This is a genomic window from Micromonospora citrea, from assembly GCF_049629545.1.
Taxonomy (GTDB): domain Bacteria; phylum Actinomycetota; class Actinomycetes; order Mycobacteriales; family Micromonosporaceae; genus Micromonospora; species Micromonospora citrea_A.
In genome coordinates this window covers 1-16,083 of sequence record NZ_JBNADX010000033.1, presented here as the reverse complement: position 1 = coordinate 16,083, position 16,083 = coordinate 1, and the positions used below count along the sequence as shown (strand labels likewise).

The 16,083-nt window shown below is 72.1% G+C and carries 17 protein-coding genes; 8 read left to right on the top strand and 9 right to left on the bottom strand.

Annotated elements, in window-relative coordinates:
• Positions 1 to 61: 61 nt before the first annotated feature.
• The 5 genes from ACPFP2_RS26550 to ACPFP2_RS26530 all read right to left on the bottom strand — a co-directional run bounded on the left by ACPFP2_RS26550 (position 62) and on the right by ACPFP2_RS26530 (position 3,578).
• Positions 62 to 385 carry a DUF1416 domain-containing protein gene (locus tag ACPFP2_RS26550; protein WP_424092476.1) on the bottom strand — a complete coding sequence of 108 codons (324 nt, stop codon included), beginning with the start codon at positions 383 to 385 and terminating at the stop codon, positions 62 to 64.
• Between the two features lie 5 nt (positions 386 to 390).
• The gene (locus ACPFP2_RS26545) at positions 391 to 1,239 is read right to left on the bottom strand and encodes a sulfurtransferase (RefSeq protein ID WP_424092474.1); all 849 of its coding nucleotides are present in this window, start codon (positions 1,237 to 1,239) and stop codon (positions 391 to 393) included.
• Between the two features lie 202 nt (positions 1,240 to 1,441).
• Positions 1,442 to 1,519, bottom strand: a complete 78-nt coding sequence (locus ACPFP2_RS26540) for an Ms5788A family Cys-rich leader peptide (protein WP_323135737.1) — start codon at positions 1,517 to 1,519, stop codon at positions 1,442 to 1,444.
• A 115-nt stretch (positions 1,520 to 1,634) separates the two neighbouring features.
• The gene (locus ACPFP2_RS26535; protein ID WP_424092472.1) at positions 1,635 to 2,423 is read right to left on the bottom strand and encodes a DUF2993 domain-containing protein; all 789 of its coding nucleotides are present in this window, start codon (positions 2,421 to 2,423) and stop codon (positions 1,635 to 1,637) included.
• A gap of 105 nt (positions 2,424 to 2,528) precedes the next feature.
• Complete coding sequence (locus ACPFP2_RS26530; RefSeq protein WP_424092470.1) at positions 2,529 to 3,578, bottom strand: hypothetical protein; 1,050 nt, start codon at positions 3,576 to 3,578, stop codon at positions 2,529 to 2,531.
• Between the two features lie 250 nt (positions 3,579 to 3,828).
• Between ACPFP2_RS26530 and ACPFP2_RS26525 the strand changes: the two genes are divergently transcribed.
• The 7 genes from ACPFP2_RS26525 to pstB all read left to right on the top strand — a co-directional run bounded on the left by ACPFP2_RS26525 (position 3,829) and on the right by pstB (position 10,973).
• Positions 3,829 to 4,542: a winged helix-turn-helix transcriptional regulator gene (locus ACPFP2_RS26525; RefSeq protein ID WP_088976298.1), complete on the top strand. Its 714-nt coding sequence runs from the start codon at positions 3,829 to 3,831 to the stop codon at positions 4,540 to 4,542.
• Between the two features lie 172 nt (positions 4,543 to 4,714).
• Entirely contained in the window at positions 4,715 to 5,587 is an 873-nt protein-coding gene (locus ACPFP2_RS26520; protein ID WP_424092468.1) for a polysaccharide deacetylase family protein, read from the top strand.
• A 31-nt stretch (positions 5,588 to 5,618) separates the two neighbouring features.
• Positions 5,619 to 6,545, top strand: a complete 927-nt coding sequence (gene mshD, locus ACPFP2_RS26515; RefSeq protein ID WP_424092466.1) for a mycothiol synthase — start codon at positions 5,619 to 5,621, stop codon at positions 6,543 to 6,545.
• A gap of 277 nt (positions 6,546 to 6,822) precedes the next feature.
• Entirely contained in the window at positions 6,823 to 7,926 is a 1,104-nt protein-coding gene (pstS, locus tag ACPFP2_RS26510) for a phosphate ABC transporter substrate-binding protein PstS (protein WP_424092464.1), read from the top strand.
• Between the two features lie 37 nt (positions 7,927 to 7,963).
• Positions 7,964 to 9,091, top strand: a complete 1,128-nt coding sequence (gene pstC, locus ACPFP2_RS26505) for a phosphate ABC transporter permease subunit PstC (RefSeq protein WP_424092462.1) — start codon at positions 7,964 to 7,966, stop codon at positions 9,089 to 9,091.
• Positions 9,088 to 10,176: a phosphate ABC transporter permease PstA gene (gene pstA, locus ACPFP2_RS26500; RefSeq protein ID WP_424092460.1), complete on the top strand. Its 1,089-nt coding sequence runs from the start codon at positions 9,088 to 9,090 to the stop codon at positions 10,174 to 10,176. Before pstC ends, pstA begins: the two co-directional genes overlap by 4 nt.
• A gap of 20 nt (positions 10,177 to 10,196) precedes the next feature.
• Positions 10,197 to 10,973 (top strand): phosphate ABC transporter ATP-binding protein PstB, encoded by a 777-nt coding sequence (gene pstB / locus ACPFP2_RS26495; RefSeq protein ID WP_424092458.1) that lies wholly within the window; start codon positions 10,197 to 10,199, stop codon positions 10,971 to 10,973.
• A gap of 124 nt (positions 10,974 to 11,097) precedes the next feature.
• Here the strand turns inward: pstB and ACPFP2_RS26490 are convergent, their stop codons facing one another.
• A complete protein-coding gene (locus ACPFP2_RS26490; protein ID WP_424092456.1) occupies positions 11,098 to 11,925 on the bottom strand; it encodes an NUDIX hydrolase in 828 nt (275 codons plus the stop codon).
• Between the two features lie 179 nt (positions 11,926 to 12,104).
• Between ACPFP2_RS26490 and ACPFP2_RS26485 the strand changes: the two genes are divergently transcribed.
• Entirely contained in the window at positions 12,105 to 13,073 is a 969-nt protein-coding gene (locus ACPFP2_RS26485) for a Gfo/Idh/MocA family protein (protein WP_424092454.1), read from the top strand.
• A 119-nt stretch (positions 13,074 to 13,192) separates the two neighbouring features.
• On the opposite strand, the gene ACPFP2_RS26480 is transcribed toward ACPFP2_RS26485, so the two are convergent.
• The 3 genes from ACPFP2_RS26480 to ACPFP2_RS26470 all read right to left on the bottom strand — a co-directional run bounded on the left by ACPFP2_RS26480 (position 13,193) and on the right by ACPFP2_RS26470 (position 15,950).
• Positions 13,193 to 14,197, bottom strand: coding sequence for an anion permease (locus tag ACPFP2_RS26480; RefSeq protein WP_424092452.1), 1,005 nt, complete (start codon positions 14,195 to 14,197; stop codon positions 13,193 to 13,195).
• 4 nt (positions 14,198 to 14,201) lie between these two features.
• Positions 14,202 to 14,828 carry a DUF47 domain-containing protein gene (locus ACPFP2_RS26475; RefSeq protein WP_424092450.1) on the bottom strand — a complete coding sequence of 209 codons (627 nt, stop codon included), beginning with the start codon at positions 14,826 to 14,828 and terminating at the stop codon, positions 14,202 to 14,204.
• Between the two features lie 132 nt (positions 14,829 to 14,960).
• Positions 14,961 to 15,950, bottom strand: a complete 990-nt coding sequence (locus ACPFP2_RS26470) for a PPK2 family polyphosphate kinase (RefSeq protein ID WP_424092448.1) — start codon at positions 15,948 to 15,950, stop codon at positions 14,961 to 14,963.
• Between the last annotated feature and the right edge of the window lie 133 nt (positions 15,951 to 16,083).

Below are 16,083 nucleotides of genomic sequence, written 5' to 3'. Positions count from 1 at the left end.
CTGTTTGGTACCGGTCACCCTCCGCGGAGGGTGACCGGCCCCGGGCCGATCAGAGCGTGGGTCAGGCGGCGACGGTCACCGAGACCTCGTTGATCCCGCGCTCGGCGGTCACGGCGGTGTCGCCGTTGCCGTGCCGGGACAGCGCCCGCAGCGTCCAACTGCCCGGCGCGGCGAAGAAGCGGAACTGCCCGGCCGGAGAGGTGACCACCTCGGCGGTGAACTCGCCGGTGGAGTCGAGCAGCCGGACGTACGCGCCCGGCACGGCCTCGCCCGCGTCGGAGCGGACGACGCCGGTGATGACGGTTTCCTTCTCCAGGTCCAGGCTGGCCGGCAACGGCGCGGCCTGGTCGGGAGCGGCGCAACCGGCGGCGGTAGGAGCAGTCATGGTGATCAGGCCTCCCCGGGCTCGTCGCCGAGCGCCACCGGCACACCGACCAGCGAGCCGTACTCGGTCCAGGATCCGTCGTAGTTCTTCACGTTGCGGTGGCCGAGCAGCTCCTGGAGCACGAACCAGGTGTGCGAGGAGCGCTCGCCGATCCGGCAGTACGCGATCGTCTCCCGGCTGTCGTCCAGCCCGGCGTCGGCGTAGATCTTCCGCAGCTCGTCGTCGGACTTGAAGGTGCCGTCCTCGTTGGCCGCCTTGGACCACGGCACGCTGATCGCGGTCGGCACGTGGCCGGCGCGCTGCGCCTGCTCCTGCGGCAGGTGGGCGGGGGCGAGCAGCCGGCCGGCGTACTCGTCGGGGCTGCGGACGTCGACCAGGTTCCTGGTGCCGATCGCGGCGACCACGTCGTCGCGGAAGGCGCGGATCGAGGTGTCCGGCTCCTGCGCGACGTACTGGGTCCCCGGGCGCTCCACCTTGTCGGTGACCAGCGGACGGGCGTCCAGCTCCCACTTCTTGCGGCCGCCGTCGAGCAGCTTGACCTCGCGGTGACCGTAGAGCTTGAAGTACCAGTACGCGTACGCGGCGAACCAGTTGTTGTTGCCGCCGTAGAGGACGACGAGGTCGTCGTTGGCGATGCCCCGCTCCGACAGGAGCGCCTCGAACTGGGCCTTGTTGACGAAGTCCCGGCGCACCGGGTCCTGCAGGTCGGTCTTCCAGTCGAGCTTGATCGCCCCGGCGATGTGGCCGGTGTCGTAGGCCGAGGTGTCCTCGTCGACCTCGACGAAGACGACGCCCGGGGCGTCGATGTTCTTCTCGGCCCATTCGGCCGAGACGAGTGCGGTGTCGCGACTCATCAGATCACTCCCTGGTGAGGATGGATGGTGAGCCAGCGCGGGGATCGAAATCGGTGATTGTCGCACCACGCGCGGGACCCATAGAGGAACGGATCACGGGTTCGTGCGACGGCGCCGCTGCCGGGCGTACGGGAGGGAACCGGGAAGGGTACGCGGACCCTGAGTGCCGGTGGCCGCTAGGCGGCCGGAGACAGCCCCGCCGTCAGATGACGGAGCGACACAGGCAGGTGGCCACGCGGCACAGGTCGACCGCGCGCCGTTTGGTGAGGTGCGTCCCCATGAGCAGGGAGCCTACCAGCGGTCCCGGAGAGTGCCACCGAACCGACCAGCATCCGGGACGCCGACCGGGACGCACCGGCCGACGCCCCGGCGGTGAGCAGGGGTTGCGCCGCCGATCAGGCGGCCTGGTTGAGGGGGACGTCCTTCGCGTCGGCGGTCACCGTGAGCCCCTCGGGGCGCGGTTCCACCTTGCGGACGTTGAGCTGGAACGGCAGCTCGGGCAGGGGCACGTCGATCGAGATGCCCCTGGCGTAGTTGCTCAGCAGCGTCCGGGCCAGCGGCACCGCCGGCAGCCCCTCGGCGTCCAGGTCGTTGAAGCGCAACGCCACCTTGTTGCCCTCGGCGACCGTCACGTCGGCGGTGCCGGTGACGGTGAGCTTCTGCCCGAGGATGTCCACCGGGGCGGTGACGACCAGCCGGCCGTCCTGCTCGCCGAGCTTCAGCCCGGGGCGGTCCAGCAACTCGGCCAGGCTGTCGTAGGTGACGGTGCCGGTGCCGTCCACGGTCTCCGCGACCACGTCGCCCTGGCCGGAGCGGAGGGTGTCCAGGGAGGCCTGGACGTTGCGGGCGTCCACGTCGAGCCGGGGCACGCTCACCGCGTTCCCCTCGACCGCGCCCTGCACGTCGGTGAGGACGATGGAGATCCGCTCGTACCGGCCGTTCACCACCTGGGTGAGGAACGGGAAGCCGCCCACGTCGACCTGCGGCGGGGCGGACTGCGCCTGCTGCTTGGCGATCTCCTGCTTCACCTGGTCGGCGATGGCGCGCTCGGCCACTCCGGCCGCCACCCGGTCGGCCACCACCAGCAGCCCGACCAGGAGCAACAGCAGGACGAGCAGCGTCACGAGCACCTTGCGCCCGCGCCGCCGGGGACGCTCCTCGTACGCCGGGTACGCCTCAGCCACGCCGCCTCCTTGTCGTCGCCGTCGCGCTGCGCGACGCCTCTCCTACCGGCGTCGCCACGCGGCGCACCGTTTGGTACCCGACGGCCGGAACGCTCAACCGTCCGCTCAGAGGAAGAGCACGCACATGGCGTACGCGGCCGGCGCGGCCAGCGCGAAGCCGCCGAGCGGACCCTGCATGTGCCGGGCGATCCACATCGTCGGCGGCTCACCGGCCATCAGCCGGCCCGCCTCGGCATACCCCACCGCGAGGTCGGCCAGGACGGCGGCGACCGCCGCGACCAGGCCGATGATCGCGGCCCTGGTGGGCGTGAACGGGGTGACCAGGTAGCTTCCGAGAACGGCGCTGACCAGGGTGCCGGCCATCGCGCCGCCGACCACGCCGGCCGCCCCGCGGGGCACCTGCGGGGCGAGTCGCGGCCACGGCGCCACCGCGTCGGTGAGCCGGGCGACGGTGAGCGCGACGCCGCTGGCGGTCAGGCAGACGGTGATCGCCTGGGTGCCGGCCGGGATCCGACTGAGGGTGATCAGCGTGCCGAACGCGACCACCCCGACCACGATCAGCAGGGTGGTGCCGAGCGAGTCGGTGACCCGTACCCGGTCGACCCGGCGGACGAGCTGGCCGAGCACGCCGAGCAGGAAGCCGCCCGCGGCCACGTACCCCAGCGGGGCCAGCCCGGCGACGTCGGACTGCACCGCGGCGGTGTCGGCCGCGGCGGCCACCACGGCGCTGACCAGCGCGACGAGCAGCAGCGCGGGTGGGCGCATGGCCATCGTCCAGGCCAGGACGAAGAGCAGCTGCACGCCGAAGACGATGAACGCGAACGGCAGGCGGTGCCCCGGGCCCGCGGTCTGCGCGCCGAGCACCAGGCCGACACCGAGCAGGGCGGCGAAGCCCGCGACGGTCAGCGAGAGCGGCTTGCGCACCTCGACCGGTTCGACGTCCTCCTCGTCCGGCTCGACCGGCTCGTCCTCGGCGCGACGGGGCGCACCGCCCTTGCGGAAGCGGCGCGGCCCCCGCTCGCGCCGGCTGCCGCTGTCGTCGGCCGGCCCGGTACGCGGCCCCGGCGGGAGGCCGCGGGAGGAGCCGGCCGGCCCCGGGTGCGCGTCGTCGGCCCACGGCTCGTGGCCGGTCTCGGGCGAGGTGGAGGGAAACACGCCCCGATCGTGCCAGACCAGGCCGCTCCGGCGGAGGTCACGGTTTCGGCAACGTTAAAACCTGCGGCGCGATCATGGGCAGATCCGACAAAGGGGAAAGGACGAGCCGGCCTCACCTGGGCGATCGGTTACGCTCAACGCGTAACCCGCCCGTCAGCGACGCCGGGACCCACGCAAGTTCGCAGCGCACACCCGTCAGGGTGCCCGCTGGTCGCGCGCGGCTCTGCCGCCGCCGGACGGAGGTGATCGTGTGGAGCTCCTGTTGCTGGTGACCGCGCGCGCAGGTGAACCATCGGCAGTGTTGCCGGCGCTGGACCTGCTGCCGCACTCGGTCCGCACCGCGCCCCGCGACGTCCGTACCCTGGTCGCCGGGCCGAGCCCGGACGCGGTGCTGGTCGACGCCCGCTCCGAGCTGAGCGAGGCCCGGGCCACCTGCCGGATGCTGCACGCCACGGGTCTCGGGGTGCCGCTGGTGGCGGTGGTGACCGAGGCGGGTCTGATCGCGCTCAACGCCGACTGGGGCGTGGACGACGTCATCCTGGCCGGGGCCGGCCCGGCCGAGGTCGAGGCCCGACTGCGGCTCGCCGTCGGCCGGCTGAGCAACGCCACCGCCGGCGCCGGCGGGTCGATCCGGGCCGGGGAGCTGACCATCGACCCCGACACGTACGCGGCGAAGCTCAAGGGCCGCCCGCTCGACCTCACGTACAAGGAGTTCGAGCTGCTGAAGTTCCTCGCCCAGCACCCGGGGCGGGTGTTCACCCGCGACCAACTGCTCCGCGAGGTGTGGGGGTACGACTACTTCGGTGGCACCCGGACGGTGGACGTGCACGTGCGGCGGCTGCGGGCGAAGCTCGGCTCCGAGTACGAGTCGATGATCGGCACGGTCCGCCAGGTGGGTTACAAGTTCGTGGTCCCGCCGTCGCGCTCGCTGCCCGAGGCGGAGCACGCCCCGATCCCCGTCTGACGGTCTCGGCCCCACCCGACCCGGTCGAACGACTATTTCCGATACGTCCCTTTTGCCTCCCTCGTCGGTTCTATCCTGACTGGCGAGTCACGGCGAGAGGGGCGACGGTGCGTGCACTGACCACGGGGGCGACGAGGGGTCCGTCCCGCGATCCGGGCCGACGGTGGCACTGATGGGCCCCCGGACCAGCGGCCGCAGCGCCGCCGCCGCCGTCGTCGTGCTGGTGCTGGCCGCCCTGCTCGGCTCCGCGTACGCGCTCGGCCGCAGCCTGGTGCCGGACGAGCCGCGACCCGGCGCCACCAACACCGCCACCCGCACCGAGTACGCCGATCAGCCGGCCCCGTCACCCTCCGACGCCCGCCCGTCCGCCGGCCCCTCCCGGGACGGTGCCGTGGCCGACCAGGACGCCGAGCGGCAGCACGCCACCGACGGCGGCGACGGCCTCTTCGGCAGCCGGGTGACCACCGGCTCCCGCCGGGTGGCGCTCACCTTCGACGACGGGCCGAACCCGGACTACACCCCGCAGGTGCTCGACGTGCTGCGCGAGTTCGGCGTACGGGCCACCTTCTGCGTGGTCGGCGAGAACGCGCAGAACCACCCGCAGCTGATCCGGGCGATCGTGGCCGACGGGCACACCCTCTGCAACCACTCCTGGCGGCACGACGTGCAGCTCGGCCTGCGCTCGCCCGACCTGATCCGGGCCGACCTGCTCCGCACCAACGCGGCGATCCGGGCGGCCGTGCCCGACGCCCCCATCGCCTGGTACCGGCAGCCCGGCGGAGCGTGGACGTACCCGGTGGTGTCGGTCGCCGAAGGGCTGGGGATGACCCCGCTGCACTGGAACGTCGACCCGTCGGACTGGGAGGCGCCCGGCGCGCTGCGGATCGCCACCATGGTCACCCGCACCGCGACGGCCGGTTCGGTCGTGCTGCTGCACGACGCCGGTGGCGACCGGCAGGGCACGGTCGACGCGCTGCGCCACATGCTGCCGGAGCTGACCAGCAGGTTCGAGCTGGAGGCGCTGCCCGTCGACGGCACCACCTGACCGCGCCCGCCGATCGGACTACGGTGACGGGGTGAGCAGCGCGGAACCGACGACCGACCGGGTGACCCGAGCCGACCGCCTCGCCCCGGCCGAGGTGGCCGAGGCCCTGGCACTGGCCCGCCTGGCGGGTGACGCCGACGGCGCCGACCCGTTCGACGAGCACACCCTGCTGCGCCTGCGCGACCCGGAGGCCGCCGCGGCGCACCTGACGGCCCGTGCCGCCGACGGCACCCTGACCGGGTACGCCCATTTGGACACCACCGAACCCGCCGCCGGCATCGGGGTGGAACTTGTCGTCCACCCGGCGTACCGGCGGCGGGGCACCGGGCGGGCGCTGGCCCGGGGCGTGCTCGCGGCGGCGTCCGGGCCGCTGCGGGCCTGGGCCCACGGCGACCACCCCTCCGCCGCCGCGCTCGCCGTCGACCTCGGCTTCACCCGCGCCCGGGTGCTCTGGCAGCTGCGCCGGCCGCTGACCGGCGCGCTGCCCGAGGTACGGCTGCCCGAGGGCGTCACGCTGCGGGCGTACCGCCCCGGGGCCGACGACGCGGCCTGGCTCGCGCTGAACAACCGCGCCTTCGCCGGCCACCCCGAACAGGGCCGCTGGACCGAGGCCGACCTGCGGGTACGCCTGGCCGAGCCGTGGTTCGACCCGGCCGGCTTCCTGCTCGCCGTCGAGGAGTCCACCGGCCGGCTGCTCGGCTTCCACTGGACGAAGGTGCACGAGCGCCCGGGCGCGGCCCGGACCGGCGAGGTGTACGTCCTCGGCGTGGACCCGTCCGCGCACGGCGGCGGGCTCGGCAGGGCGCTCACCGCCGCCGGCCTGGCCCACCTGCGCGACGGGCGCGGGCTCGACCGGGTGATGCTCTACGTCGACGAGTCGAACACCCAGGCGGTGGCGCTCTACGAACGGCTCGGATTCGCCCGCTGGTGCGGGCACGTGAACTACGCCCTGGGCTGACCCGGCCGGTCACGCGAGCATCACGGCGGGGCCTCGGCACGATAACGGCCGTCCGGATAAATCGGATATACGGCCATAGCCGGTCCGCAGTTCACCCAAAAGACAGCCCCTCCTCAGGCACCGGTCAGCCCGAGGATCGGGCTTGTTCATTCTCCGTTCACTTGTGACCGGCGAACCGTCCACCTGACCCTCCTAACTTTCGTGTCAGCCGGTCAGCGCCGGCACCCGGGCCCCCATCCGGGTGACCTGACCAAAGACGTGAAGGGAAACCCCTCAGGTGAAGCTCCAGCGGCACGGCACCATCGCCTGCCTCGCTCTTACTGCGGTGCTCGGTCTCAGTGCTTGCGGCTCGGACAACAACGAGCCGGCCGGCGCCTCCGCGTCGGGCTCCGCCAGCGCGGCGGACTGCGCCACGGGCACGCTCAACGCGCAGGGCTCCTCCGCCCAGAAGAACGCCATGGCCGAGTGGATCAAGGCGTACCAGCAGAAGTGCTCCGGCACCACGATCAACTACGAGCCCTCCGGCTCGGGCGCCGGCATCGAGGCGTTCATCGCCGGCACCGCCGACTTCGCGGGCTCCGACTCGGCCCTGAAGGAGGAGCAGCAGCCGAAGGCCGACGCGCGCTGCACCGGCGGACAGGCGATCAACCTGCCGATGGTGATCGGCCCGGTGGCCGTCGCCTACAACCTCAACGGCGTGCAGAACCTCCAGCTGAAGCCGGCCACCCTCGCCAAGATCTTCGCCGGCAAGGTCACCAAGTGGGACGACGCGGCGATCAAGGCGGACAACCCGGACGCCAAGCTGCCGGCCACCACGATCCAGACCGTGCACCGGTCCGACTCGTCGGGCACCACCGACAACTTCACCGACTTCCTGGCCAAGACCGCCGAGGCCGACTGGACCTTCGGCAAGGCCAAGGAGTGGAAGGCGCCGGGCGGCACCGGCGCCAAGGGCTCCGACGGCGTGGCCAGCGCGGTCAAGGGCGCGGACGGCACCATCGGCTACATGGAGTGGTCGTTCGCCGAGAACGCCGCCCTGGGCATCGCCAAGATCGGTAACGGCGCGGGCGAGTTCGCCGAGCTGACCGCCGAGAACGCCGGCAAGACCATCGCCGGGGCCACCGTGGAGGGCCAGGGCGACGACCTCAAGATGAAGATCGACTACAACACCAAGGAGGCCGGGGCCTACCCGATCGTCCTGGTGACCTACGAGATCGTCTGCAACAAGGGCGTCGCCGCCGACAAGCTGCCCCTGATCAAGGGCTTCCTCGGCTACGCGGCCAGCACCCAGGGCCAGGCGGAGCTGACCGAGCTGGGCTACGCGCCGCTGCCGGACGCGGTCCGCACCAAGGTCGAGGCCGCGGTCAAGAACCTCTCCTGACCGGACATCCGACACCCCAACCGAAGCGAGCGAGCAGATGGGTGACACCCCTCAGCGCTCGGCCGACGCCGGCACCGGCGGGACCCGCGTGACCCACGGTCACGAGTGGCCCGCCGGTGCCTCGGCGCGTGTGGCCGAGGCACCAGTCAGCAGCCGTGCCCCCGGCGGCGCCGGACCGGGCGGCGGGACCGGCGGGACCGGCGGAGCCGGGCTGGGCGGCGGGAGCGCGCTACCCCGCGCCCGGGCCTTCGGCGCGGAACGCGCGTTCCGTGGGCTCACCCTGGCCGCCGGCGCCACCGTGCTGGTCGTGATCGCGGCGATCGCGTTCTTCCTGATCGCCAAGGCGGTCCCGGCCCTGCGCGCCAACACCGAGAACTTCTGGACCTTCGAGGGCTGGTTCCCGAACGACCCCGAGCCGAAGTTCGGCATCGGCGCGCTCGCCTTCGGCACCGTGCTCAGCTCCGCGCTGGCCCTGCTGATCGCGGTGCCGGTGGCGCTGGGCATCGCGCTCTACCTCTCGCACTACGCACCGCGCCGCCTGGGCACCGCGCTGGGCTTCCTGATCGACCTGCTGGCCGCCGTGCCGAGCGTGGTCTTCGGCCTCTGGGGGCGGGACGTCTTCATCGGCCCGGTCCGTGACTTCTCCGCCTGGCTCAACGAGTACTTCGGCTGGATCCCGCTCTTCGGCGGCGACGGTCCGTTCGGCCGGTCGATCCTGCTCGGCGCGCTGGTGCTGGCGATCATGGTGCTGCCGATCATCACCTCGCTCTCCCGCGAGGTGTTCCTGCAGACCCCGACCGCCAACGAGGAGGCCGCCCTCGCGCTGGGCGCCACCCGCTGGGAGATGCTGCGCACCGCCGTGCTCCCCTACGGGCGGCCCGGCATCATCGCCGCGGTGATGCTCGGCCTGGGCCGCGCCCTCGGCGAGACCATCGCCCTGGCGCTGACCCTCGGCATCACCTTCGGCATCTCGTTCAACCTGATCGAGAACGGCGGCAACACCATCGCCGCCAACATCGCCAACGCGTTCGGCGAGGCCAACGAGACGGGTCGAGGCGCACTGATCGCCTCCGGTCTGGTCCTGTTCGCCATCACGCTGATCGTCAACATCACGGCACGGGCGATCATCCACCGGCGCCGGGAGTTCACGGAGTCGGCCGCATGAGCACTCTCGCCTCGCACCGTCGGAGCCCGGCGGCGCAGCCACCCACGCTCCGGGCCAAGCGACTGCCCAAGTGGATGCCGCCGGCCATCGCGCTGGGCGCGCTGCTGGTCGCCGCCGCAATCGTCTACGGCACCGGCATCGGCGGTCCGGTCCTGGTCGTGGTGTTCGCCGCGCTGTTCCACCTGGGCGGGCTGTACGCCGCCGCGAACGCGGTCGAGGGACGCCGATCGGCCCGCAACCGCACCTGGAGCGCGCTGATCCACTCCGCGTTCGTGCTGGCCGTCCTGCCGCTCGCCTCGGTGGTCTGGACGCTGCTCAGCAAGGGCACCGAGCGGCTGGACGCCGACTTCTTCGGCACCTCGATGAACAACATCGGGGCGCGCGACCCGGAGGGCGGCGCGTACCACGCCATCATCGGAACGCTGGAGCAGGTCGGCATCGCCACGCTGATCACCGTCCCGATCGGCATCCTCTGCGCGATCTACATCGTCGAGTACGGACGCGGCCGGTTCGCCTTCGCCATCCGGTTCTTCGTCGACGTCATGACCGGCATCCCGTCCATCGTGTCCGGCCTGTTCGTCCTGGCGTTCTGGGTGCTGATCGTCTCGCCGTACTTCAGCTCGACCGGACGGCCGGGCTTCTCCGGCTTCGCCGCCGCGCTGGCGCTCAGCGTGCTGATGCTGCCCACCGTGGTCCGCTCCACCGAGGAGATGCTGCGTCTCGTCCCGGCGCCGCTGCGCGAGGGCGCGTACGCCCTCGGCGTGCCGAAGTGGAAGACCATCCTGCGGGTCGTGCTCCCCACCGCGCTGCCCGGCATCGTCACCGGCGTCATGCTCTCCATCGCGCGGGCCGCCGGCGAGACCGCCCCGGTGCTGCTCGTCGCCGGCGGTGGCGCGGCGATCAACTTCAACCCGTTCGAGAACAACCAGTCGTCGCTGGCCCTCTTCGTCTACCAGCAGGCCGGTGACGCGTCGAAGTACGCGCCGGCACGGGCGTGGACCGCGGCACTGACCCTGGTCGCCCTCGTGCTCGTCCTGACCATCGCGGCGAAGTTGCTGGCCCGTCGCAACCGGCTCGGCCGATGAACCCCGGAGGTACCACCACCATGGCCAAGCGCATCGAGGCCGCCGACGTCACCGCCTACTACGGCGGCTTCAAGGCGATCGAGAACATCAACCTGACCGTCGAGCCGAAGACGGTGACCGCCCTGATCGGCCCGTCCGGCTGCGGCAAGTCGACCTTCCTACGGTCGATCAACCGGATGCACGAGGTGCTGCCGGGGGCGCGGGTCGAGGGCAGCCTGACCATCGACGGCCAGGACATCTACGACCGCGACGTCGACGTGACGGCGGTCCGCCGGATGATCGGCATGGTGTTCCAGCGTCCCAACCCGTTCCCCACCATGAGCATCTTCGAGAACGTGGTGGCCGGGCTGCGGCTCAACGGCGTACGGAAGAAGTCGATCCTGGACGAGGCCGCCGAGAGGGCGCTCCGCTCGGCGAACCTCTGGGACGAGGTGAAGGACCGCCTCGCCAAGCCGGGCGCGGGCCTCTCCGGCGGTCAGCAGCAACGCCTCTGCATCGCCCGGACCATCGCGGTCGAGCCGCAGGTGGTGCTGATGGACGAGCCCTGCTCGGCGCTGGACCCGATCTCCACGCTGGCCATCGAGGACCTGATGTTCCAGCTCAAGGACAAGTTCACCATCATCATCGTCACCCACAACATGCAGCAGGCCGCCCGGGTGTCGGACCGGACCGCCTTCTTCTCCATCGAGAAGACCGGCGACCCCGGCCGGCTGATCGAGTACGACAACACCCAGAAGATCTTCAGCAACCCCAGCGTGAAGAAGACCGAGGACTACATCACCGGCCGCTTCGGCTGACCCGCCAACCCCCGCCCCCTCCCGCCGATCTTGCAGTTTGGGTTGACGGTCTGTGGCGTTGTGCCCCTTCTGTCGGCACCACAACTGCAAGATCGCCGGGGTGGGGGTGGGGTGGGGGGTGGGGTTACCCGAGGACGAAGCGGGGTTGGCCGTCGTCCGGGAGGTCGAGGCGGGGGGTGATGGGGGTGGCGGCGTCGCGGGTGGTGGACGCGTGGGCCACGGCCGCCAGGTCGCCGGCGGCGGCGACCTGGGCGAGGGTGACCAGGGTGGGTGGCAGCATGGTCAACTCGCCGGCTTCCGCCCGGGCCAGCGCGTCCGTCGGGCGGGCCCACAGGGTGTGGTCGGCCTCGCCGGAGACGTCCCGGGTCCGCTGCCCCTCCGGCAGCAGGGCCACGAAGAAGTACGTGTCGAAGCGGCGCGGCTCGAACTCCGGGGTGATCCACCGGCTCCACGGCAGCAGCAGGTCGGAGCGGAGCGTCAACCGCCGGCCGGCGAGCAGGTCGGCGAAACCCGTCCGGCGGCCCTCCAGGTCCTGCCGGGCGGTCTCCCAGTCGTCTCCGCTGACGTCGCCCACCACCGTGCTGGCGTCCGGCCCGGCCAGCAGGACGCCGGCCTCCTCGAAGACCTCCCGGGCGGCGGCGCAGACCACCGCCTGGGCGGCGTCCGGAGCGATGCCGAGCCGGTCGCCCCAGCCGGCCGGCTCGGGGCCGGCCCAGTCCAGGTGCGCCTGGGAGTCGGAGCGGTCCACCCCGCCGCCGGGGAAGGCGTACATCCCGCCGAAGGTCATCGCGGCGACCCGGCGAATCAGGTACACCTCGAAGTCGGGCCCGGCCGGGCGCAGCAGCAGCACGGTGGCGGCCACCCGGGGCACCGCCGGGACACCACCGGAGGCGCGGAACCGGCGGGCGTGCTCGACCAGGGCGGCCGGGGCGGCAAAGCCGTCGATCGTCATACCGTGAGCCTAGGGCGTGTTTCATCGGGGCGGTCGAGCCGAGGTGGCGTGCGGCAAGCAACGCCGCCGACCGTCGCCTCAGCCCGCGCAGGCCGACCAGTTCTCGTGAAACACGCCCTGGTTCCCGACGGGTGGATCATCCTCCCGGCGTGGGCGCGCTCCCAGGTAGCCTGCCCGCCATGACGCGTTGGGGAATCCTGGCCACCGGACACATCGCCGGCCGTTTCGCCGAGGACCTGCGGCTGGTGCCGGGGGCGGAACTGGTCGCGGTCGGCTCGCGCACGCCGGAGAGCGCCGAGCGCTTCGCCGCCCGGCACGGCGCCGCCCGGTGGTACGGCTCGTGGACCGAACTGGCCGCCGACGAGCAGGTCGACGTGATCTACGTGGCCACCCCGCACGCCGCCCATTACGAGGCGACCCGGGTCTGCCTGGACGCCGGACGGGCGGTGCTGGTGGAGAAGCCGTTCACCCTCGACCTGCCCACCAGCGCCGAACTGGTCGAGACGGCCCGCGCCCGCGGGGTCTTCCTGATGGAGGCCATGTGGATGCGCACCAACCCGCTCATCCTCCGCCTGACGCAGCTCGTCGCCGAGGGTGCGATCGGCGAGGTGACCGGCGTACGGGCGGACTTCGGCGCGGCCGGGCCGTTCCCGCCGGAGCACCGGATGCGGGCCCGGGCCCTGGGCGGCGGCGCGCTGCTGGACCTCGGCGTCTACCCGGTGAGCCTGGCCCACCTGCTGCTCGGTGTGCCGCAGCACGTGCACGCCTGGGCGAAGCTGGGCCCCGAGGGCGTGGACGAGAACACCGGCATCGTCCTCGGCTACGACTCGGGCGCGGTCGCCACGCTGAGCTGCGGCATGGTGGGCGCGACCCCGCTGACCGCCTCGATCACCGGCACCACCGGTCGGATCGACCTGCCCGAGCCGTTCTTCCGGCCCGGCTCGGCGGTGCTGCACCGGGCCGGGGCCGAGCCGGAGACGTTCACCGACGAGCTGGTCGGCGGCGGCTACCAGTACGAGGCCGCCGAGGTGCAGCGCTGCCTGGCGGCGGGGCTGACCGAGAGCCCGCTGGTGCCGCACTCGGCGACGCTGGAGGTGATGGCGCTGCTGGACGGCATCCGGCAGCGGATCGGCGTCCACTACGCCTGACGGCGGACTGTGGGCGTACCGCAGAAGGAGGGTGCCCGGCCACGGCCCGGCGGTGTCGGGTGGTGGCGGGGACGCGGAAGGCCCCCGCCGGGGACGGCGGGGGCCTTCGCGGCGGCCGGTCAGCTGAACAGCGGACGGGCCAGGAAGTACATCAGGGCACCGATCGAGCCGGCGGCCGGGAAGGTCAGGACCCACGCGCCGATGATGTTGCCGGCCACGCCCCACCGGACGGCGGAGAGCCGCTTGGTGGCACCGACACCCATGATCGCCGAGGTGATCGTGTGGGTGGTCGAGATCGGCGCGCCCAGCACCAGCGCGTTGAAGTACAGCACCGAGCTGGCCACGGTCTCGGCGGCGAAGCCCTCCGGCGGACGCAGGTCGATGATCTTGCGACCCAGGGTCCGGATGATCCGCCAGCCACCGGCGTACGTGCCGGCGGCGAGCACGGCGGCCGAGGTCCAGAACGCCCACTCCGGGATGAACTCCGCGTCGTTCTGGAAGCCACCCACGTAGAGGGCGAGGACCACGATACCGATGGTCTTGGCGGCGTCCTGCATGCCGTGGCCGACGGACATGGCGGCCGCGGAGGCGGTCTGCGCCCAACGGAAGCCCCGGTTGAGCTTGCCCGGGTGCCCCTTCCGGAAGATCCACTGCACGGCGATCATGACGAGGTAACCGAGCAGGAAGCCGACCATCGGCGACAGCACCATCGGGATGATGACGCTCTCACCGATACCGCTCCAGAGCACCGTGCCCGAGGCGGCGATCGTCGAGCCGACCAGGCCGCCGATCAGCGCGTGCGACGAGGACGACGGCAGGCCGAAGTACCAGGTGATCAGGTTCCAGACGATGGCGCCGATCACGCCGGCGAAGACGATGCCGAGGCTCGCCTGCCCGGTCGGTAGTTTCACCAGGCCGCTACCGACGGTCTTGGCCACCTCAGCGCCGAAGTGCGCGCCGATGAAGTTGCCGACCGCCGCCATGGCCAGGGCGATCCGGGGTGTCAGCGCCCGGGTGGAGATGCTGGTCGCGATCGCGTTGGCGGCGTCGTGGAAGCCGTTGGTGTAGTCGAACGCCAGGGCCACCGCGATCACCGCCAGCACGGCGATGAGTTCGGGACTCACAGGATCAGGACTCCTTGACCGCGATGGTCTCGACGGTGTTGGCCACGTGCTCGAAGGCGTCGCAGGCGGCCTCCAGCTCGTCGGCGACCTCCTTCATCTTCAGCACGGTCAGCGCGTCGTACTCGCCGGAGAAGAGGCGGACCAGCAGCATCCGGTACGCCTGGTCACCGTCGTTCTCCAGCCGGTTGCACTCGATCCAGTAGTCCTCGAGGTCCTTCATCGACCTCAGCCGGGGCATCGCCTCGGCGGTCAGCTTCGCCTGCTGGTCGAGGACGTTGACCATCTCGTGCATCTCGCGGGGCAGCGAGGGGAGCTTGGTCAGGCCGTACAGGTAGAGCAGGTTGCCGACCGCCTCCAGGTGGTCCATCACGTCGTCGAGCAGCGAGCCCAGACGGTAGATGTCCTCCCGGTCGAACGGGGTGATGAAGGTCGAGTTGATCTTCTTGTAGAGGTCGTGGGTGATCTGGTCGCTGTCGTGCTCGACCTCGGTCAGCCGCTCGCTCACCGACTGCACCTCGACGTCCGGCAGGGCCAGCTCGTTGAGCAGTGCGGTGCCCTTCACCAGGTTCTGCGCGGCCCTGGTGAAGAGCTCGTAGAAGGCGCCCTCGTTCGGGCGGAAGGAAAACTTCACAGCACGGACCTCGTCGTGTCGGTGGAAGGGTGGCCGTCGCCCCGGCGGAGCGTCTGCTCTGGGCATGCTAGGTACCCCACGGAACCGGGCATCGACCGGCCCACCCCTGGTCAGGCCCGATTCACCGTTCGTTCACCCGCCGTTCACCTTGGTCCCCTCGTCCCCGTCTCGCAACCGCTGGCGTTCCCGCGCCACGTCGAAACCGGCTGCCGGATACCCCAGATGCAGGGTGTCGAACGTCTCCCGCAGCAGGTGGGACACCGCCCAGTCGCGGTACCACTTGCGGTCCGCCGGGACCACGAACCAGGGCGCGACGTCCGTGCCGCACCGCCCCAACGCCTCGGCGTACGCGCCCTGGTAGTCGTCCCAGCGGGCCCGGGAGTCCAGGTCGGCCGGGTTGTACTTCCAGTGCTTCGTCGGGTCGGTCAGCCGCTCCATCAGCCGCTCCCCCTGCTCCGCGCGGGAGATGTGCAGCATCACCTTCACCAGGGTCACCCCCGCGTCGACCAGTTCCCGCTCGAAGGCGTTGATCTCGTCGTACCGGGCCCGCCAGGTGGCCTCCGGCACCAGCGCGTCGACCCGGGCCACCAACACGTCCTCGTAGTGGGAGCGGTTGAAGACGCCGACATAGCCGGGCGGCGGCAGGGCACGGCGGATCCGCCACAGGAAGTCGTGCCGCCGCTCCTCCTCCGTCGGCGGGCCGAACGAGCGGATGTGCAGCCCGAGCGGGTTCATCGCGCCGGCCACCCGCTTGACCGTGCCGTCCTTGCCGCCGCAGTCCATCGCCTGGAGCACCAGCAGCACCCGCGGCGGCCGCCCCCCGTCGAGGTGGGCGCCGGCCGTCGTCGGGGCGCTCGTCGGGGCGTCCGCGCCGGCTGCGGCCTTGGCGGTGGCGAAGAGCATCTCCTGCTGCCGGCCGAGCCCGGCGCCGATCAACTCGACCTGGCCCCGCGCCCACGCCTTGCGTTCCCGGCCGCTCCCGGCCGCCACCGGCAGCCCGGGCGTCGCGCGCGGGTCCACCGCGCCGAGGTCGACCGTCCCGCCGTCCGGGACGGCCCGCAGCAATTCCCGCATCGTGCCGCCCTCCGGCGCCACGACCTCCGACTCATCGATCACACCCATCCCCCGATCCTCACCCACTCCGCCCCACCCCGCCTCCCAACCCACCCCGCCCCCCCATCACCCCGATCCCCGGACAGCCACAGCCGCCACACCACCCGACCCGCCGACAGCCGCCCCGCCACGTCAGCGACGT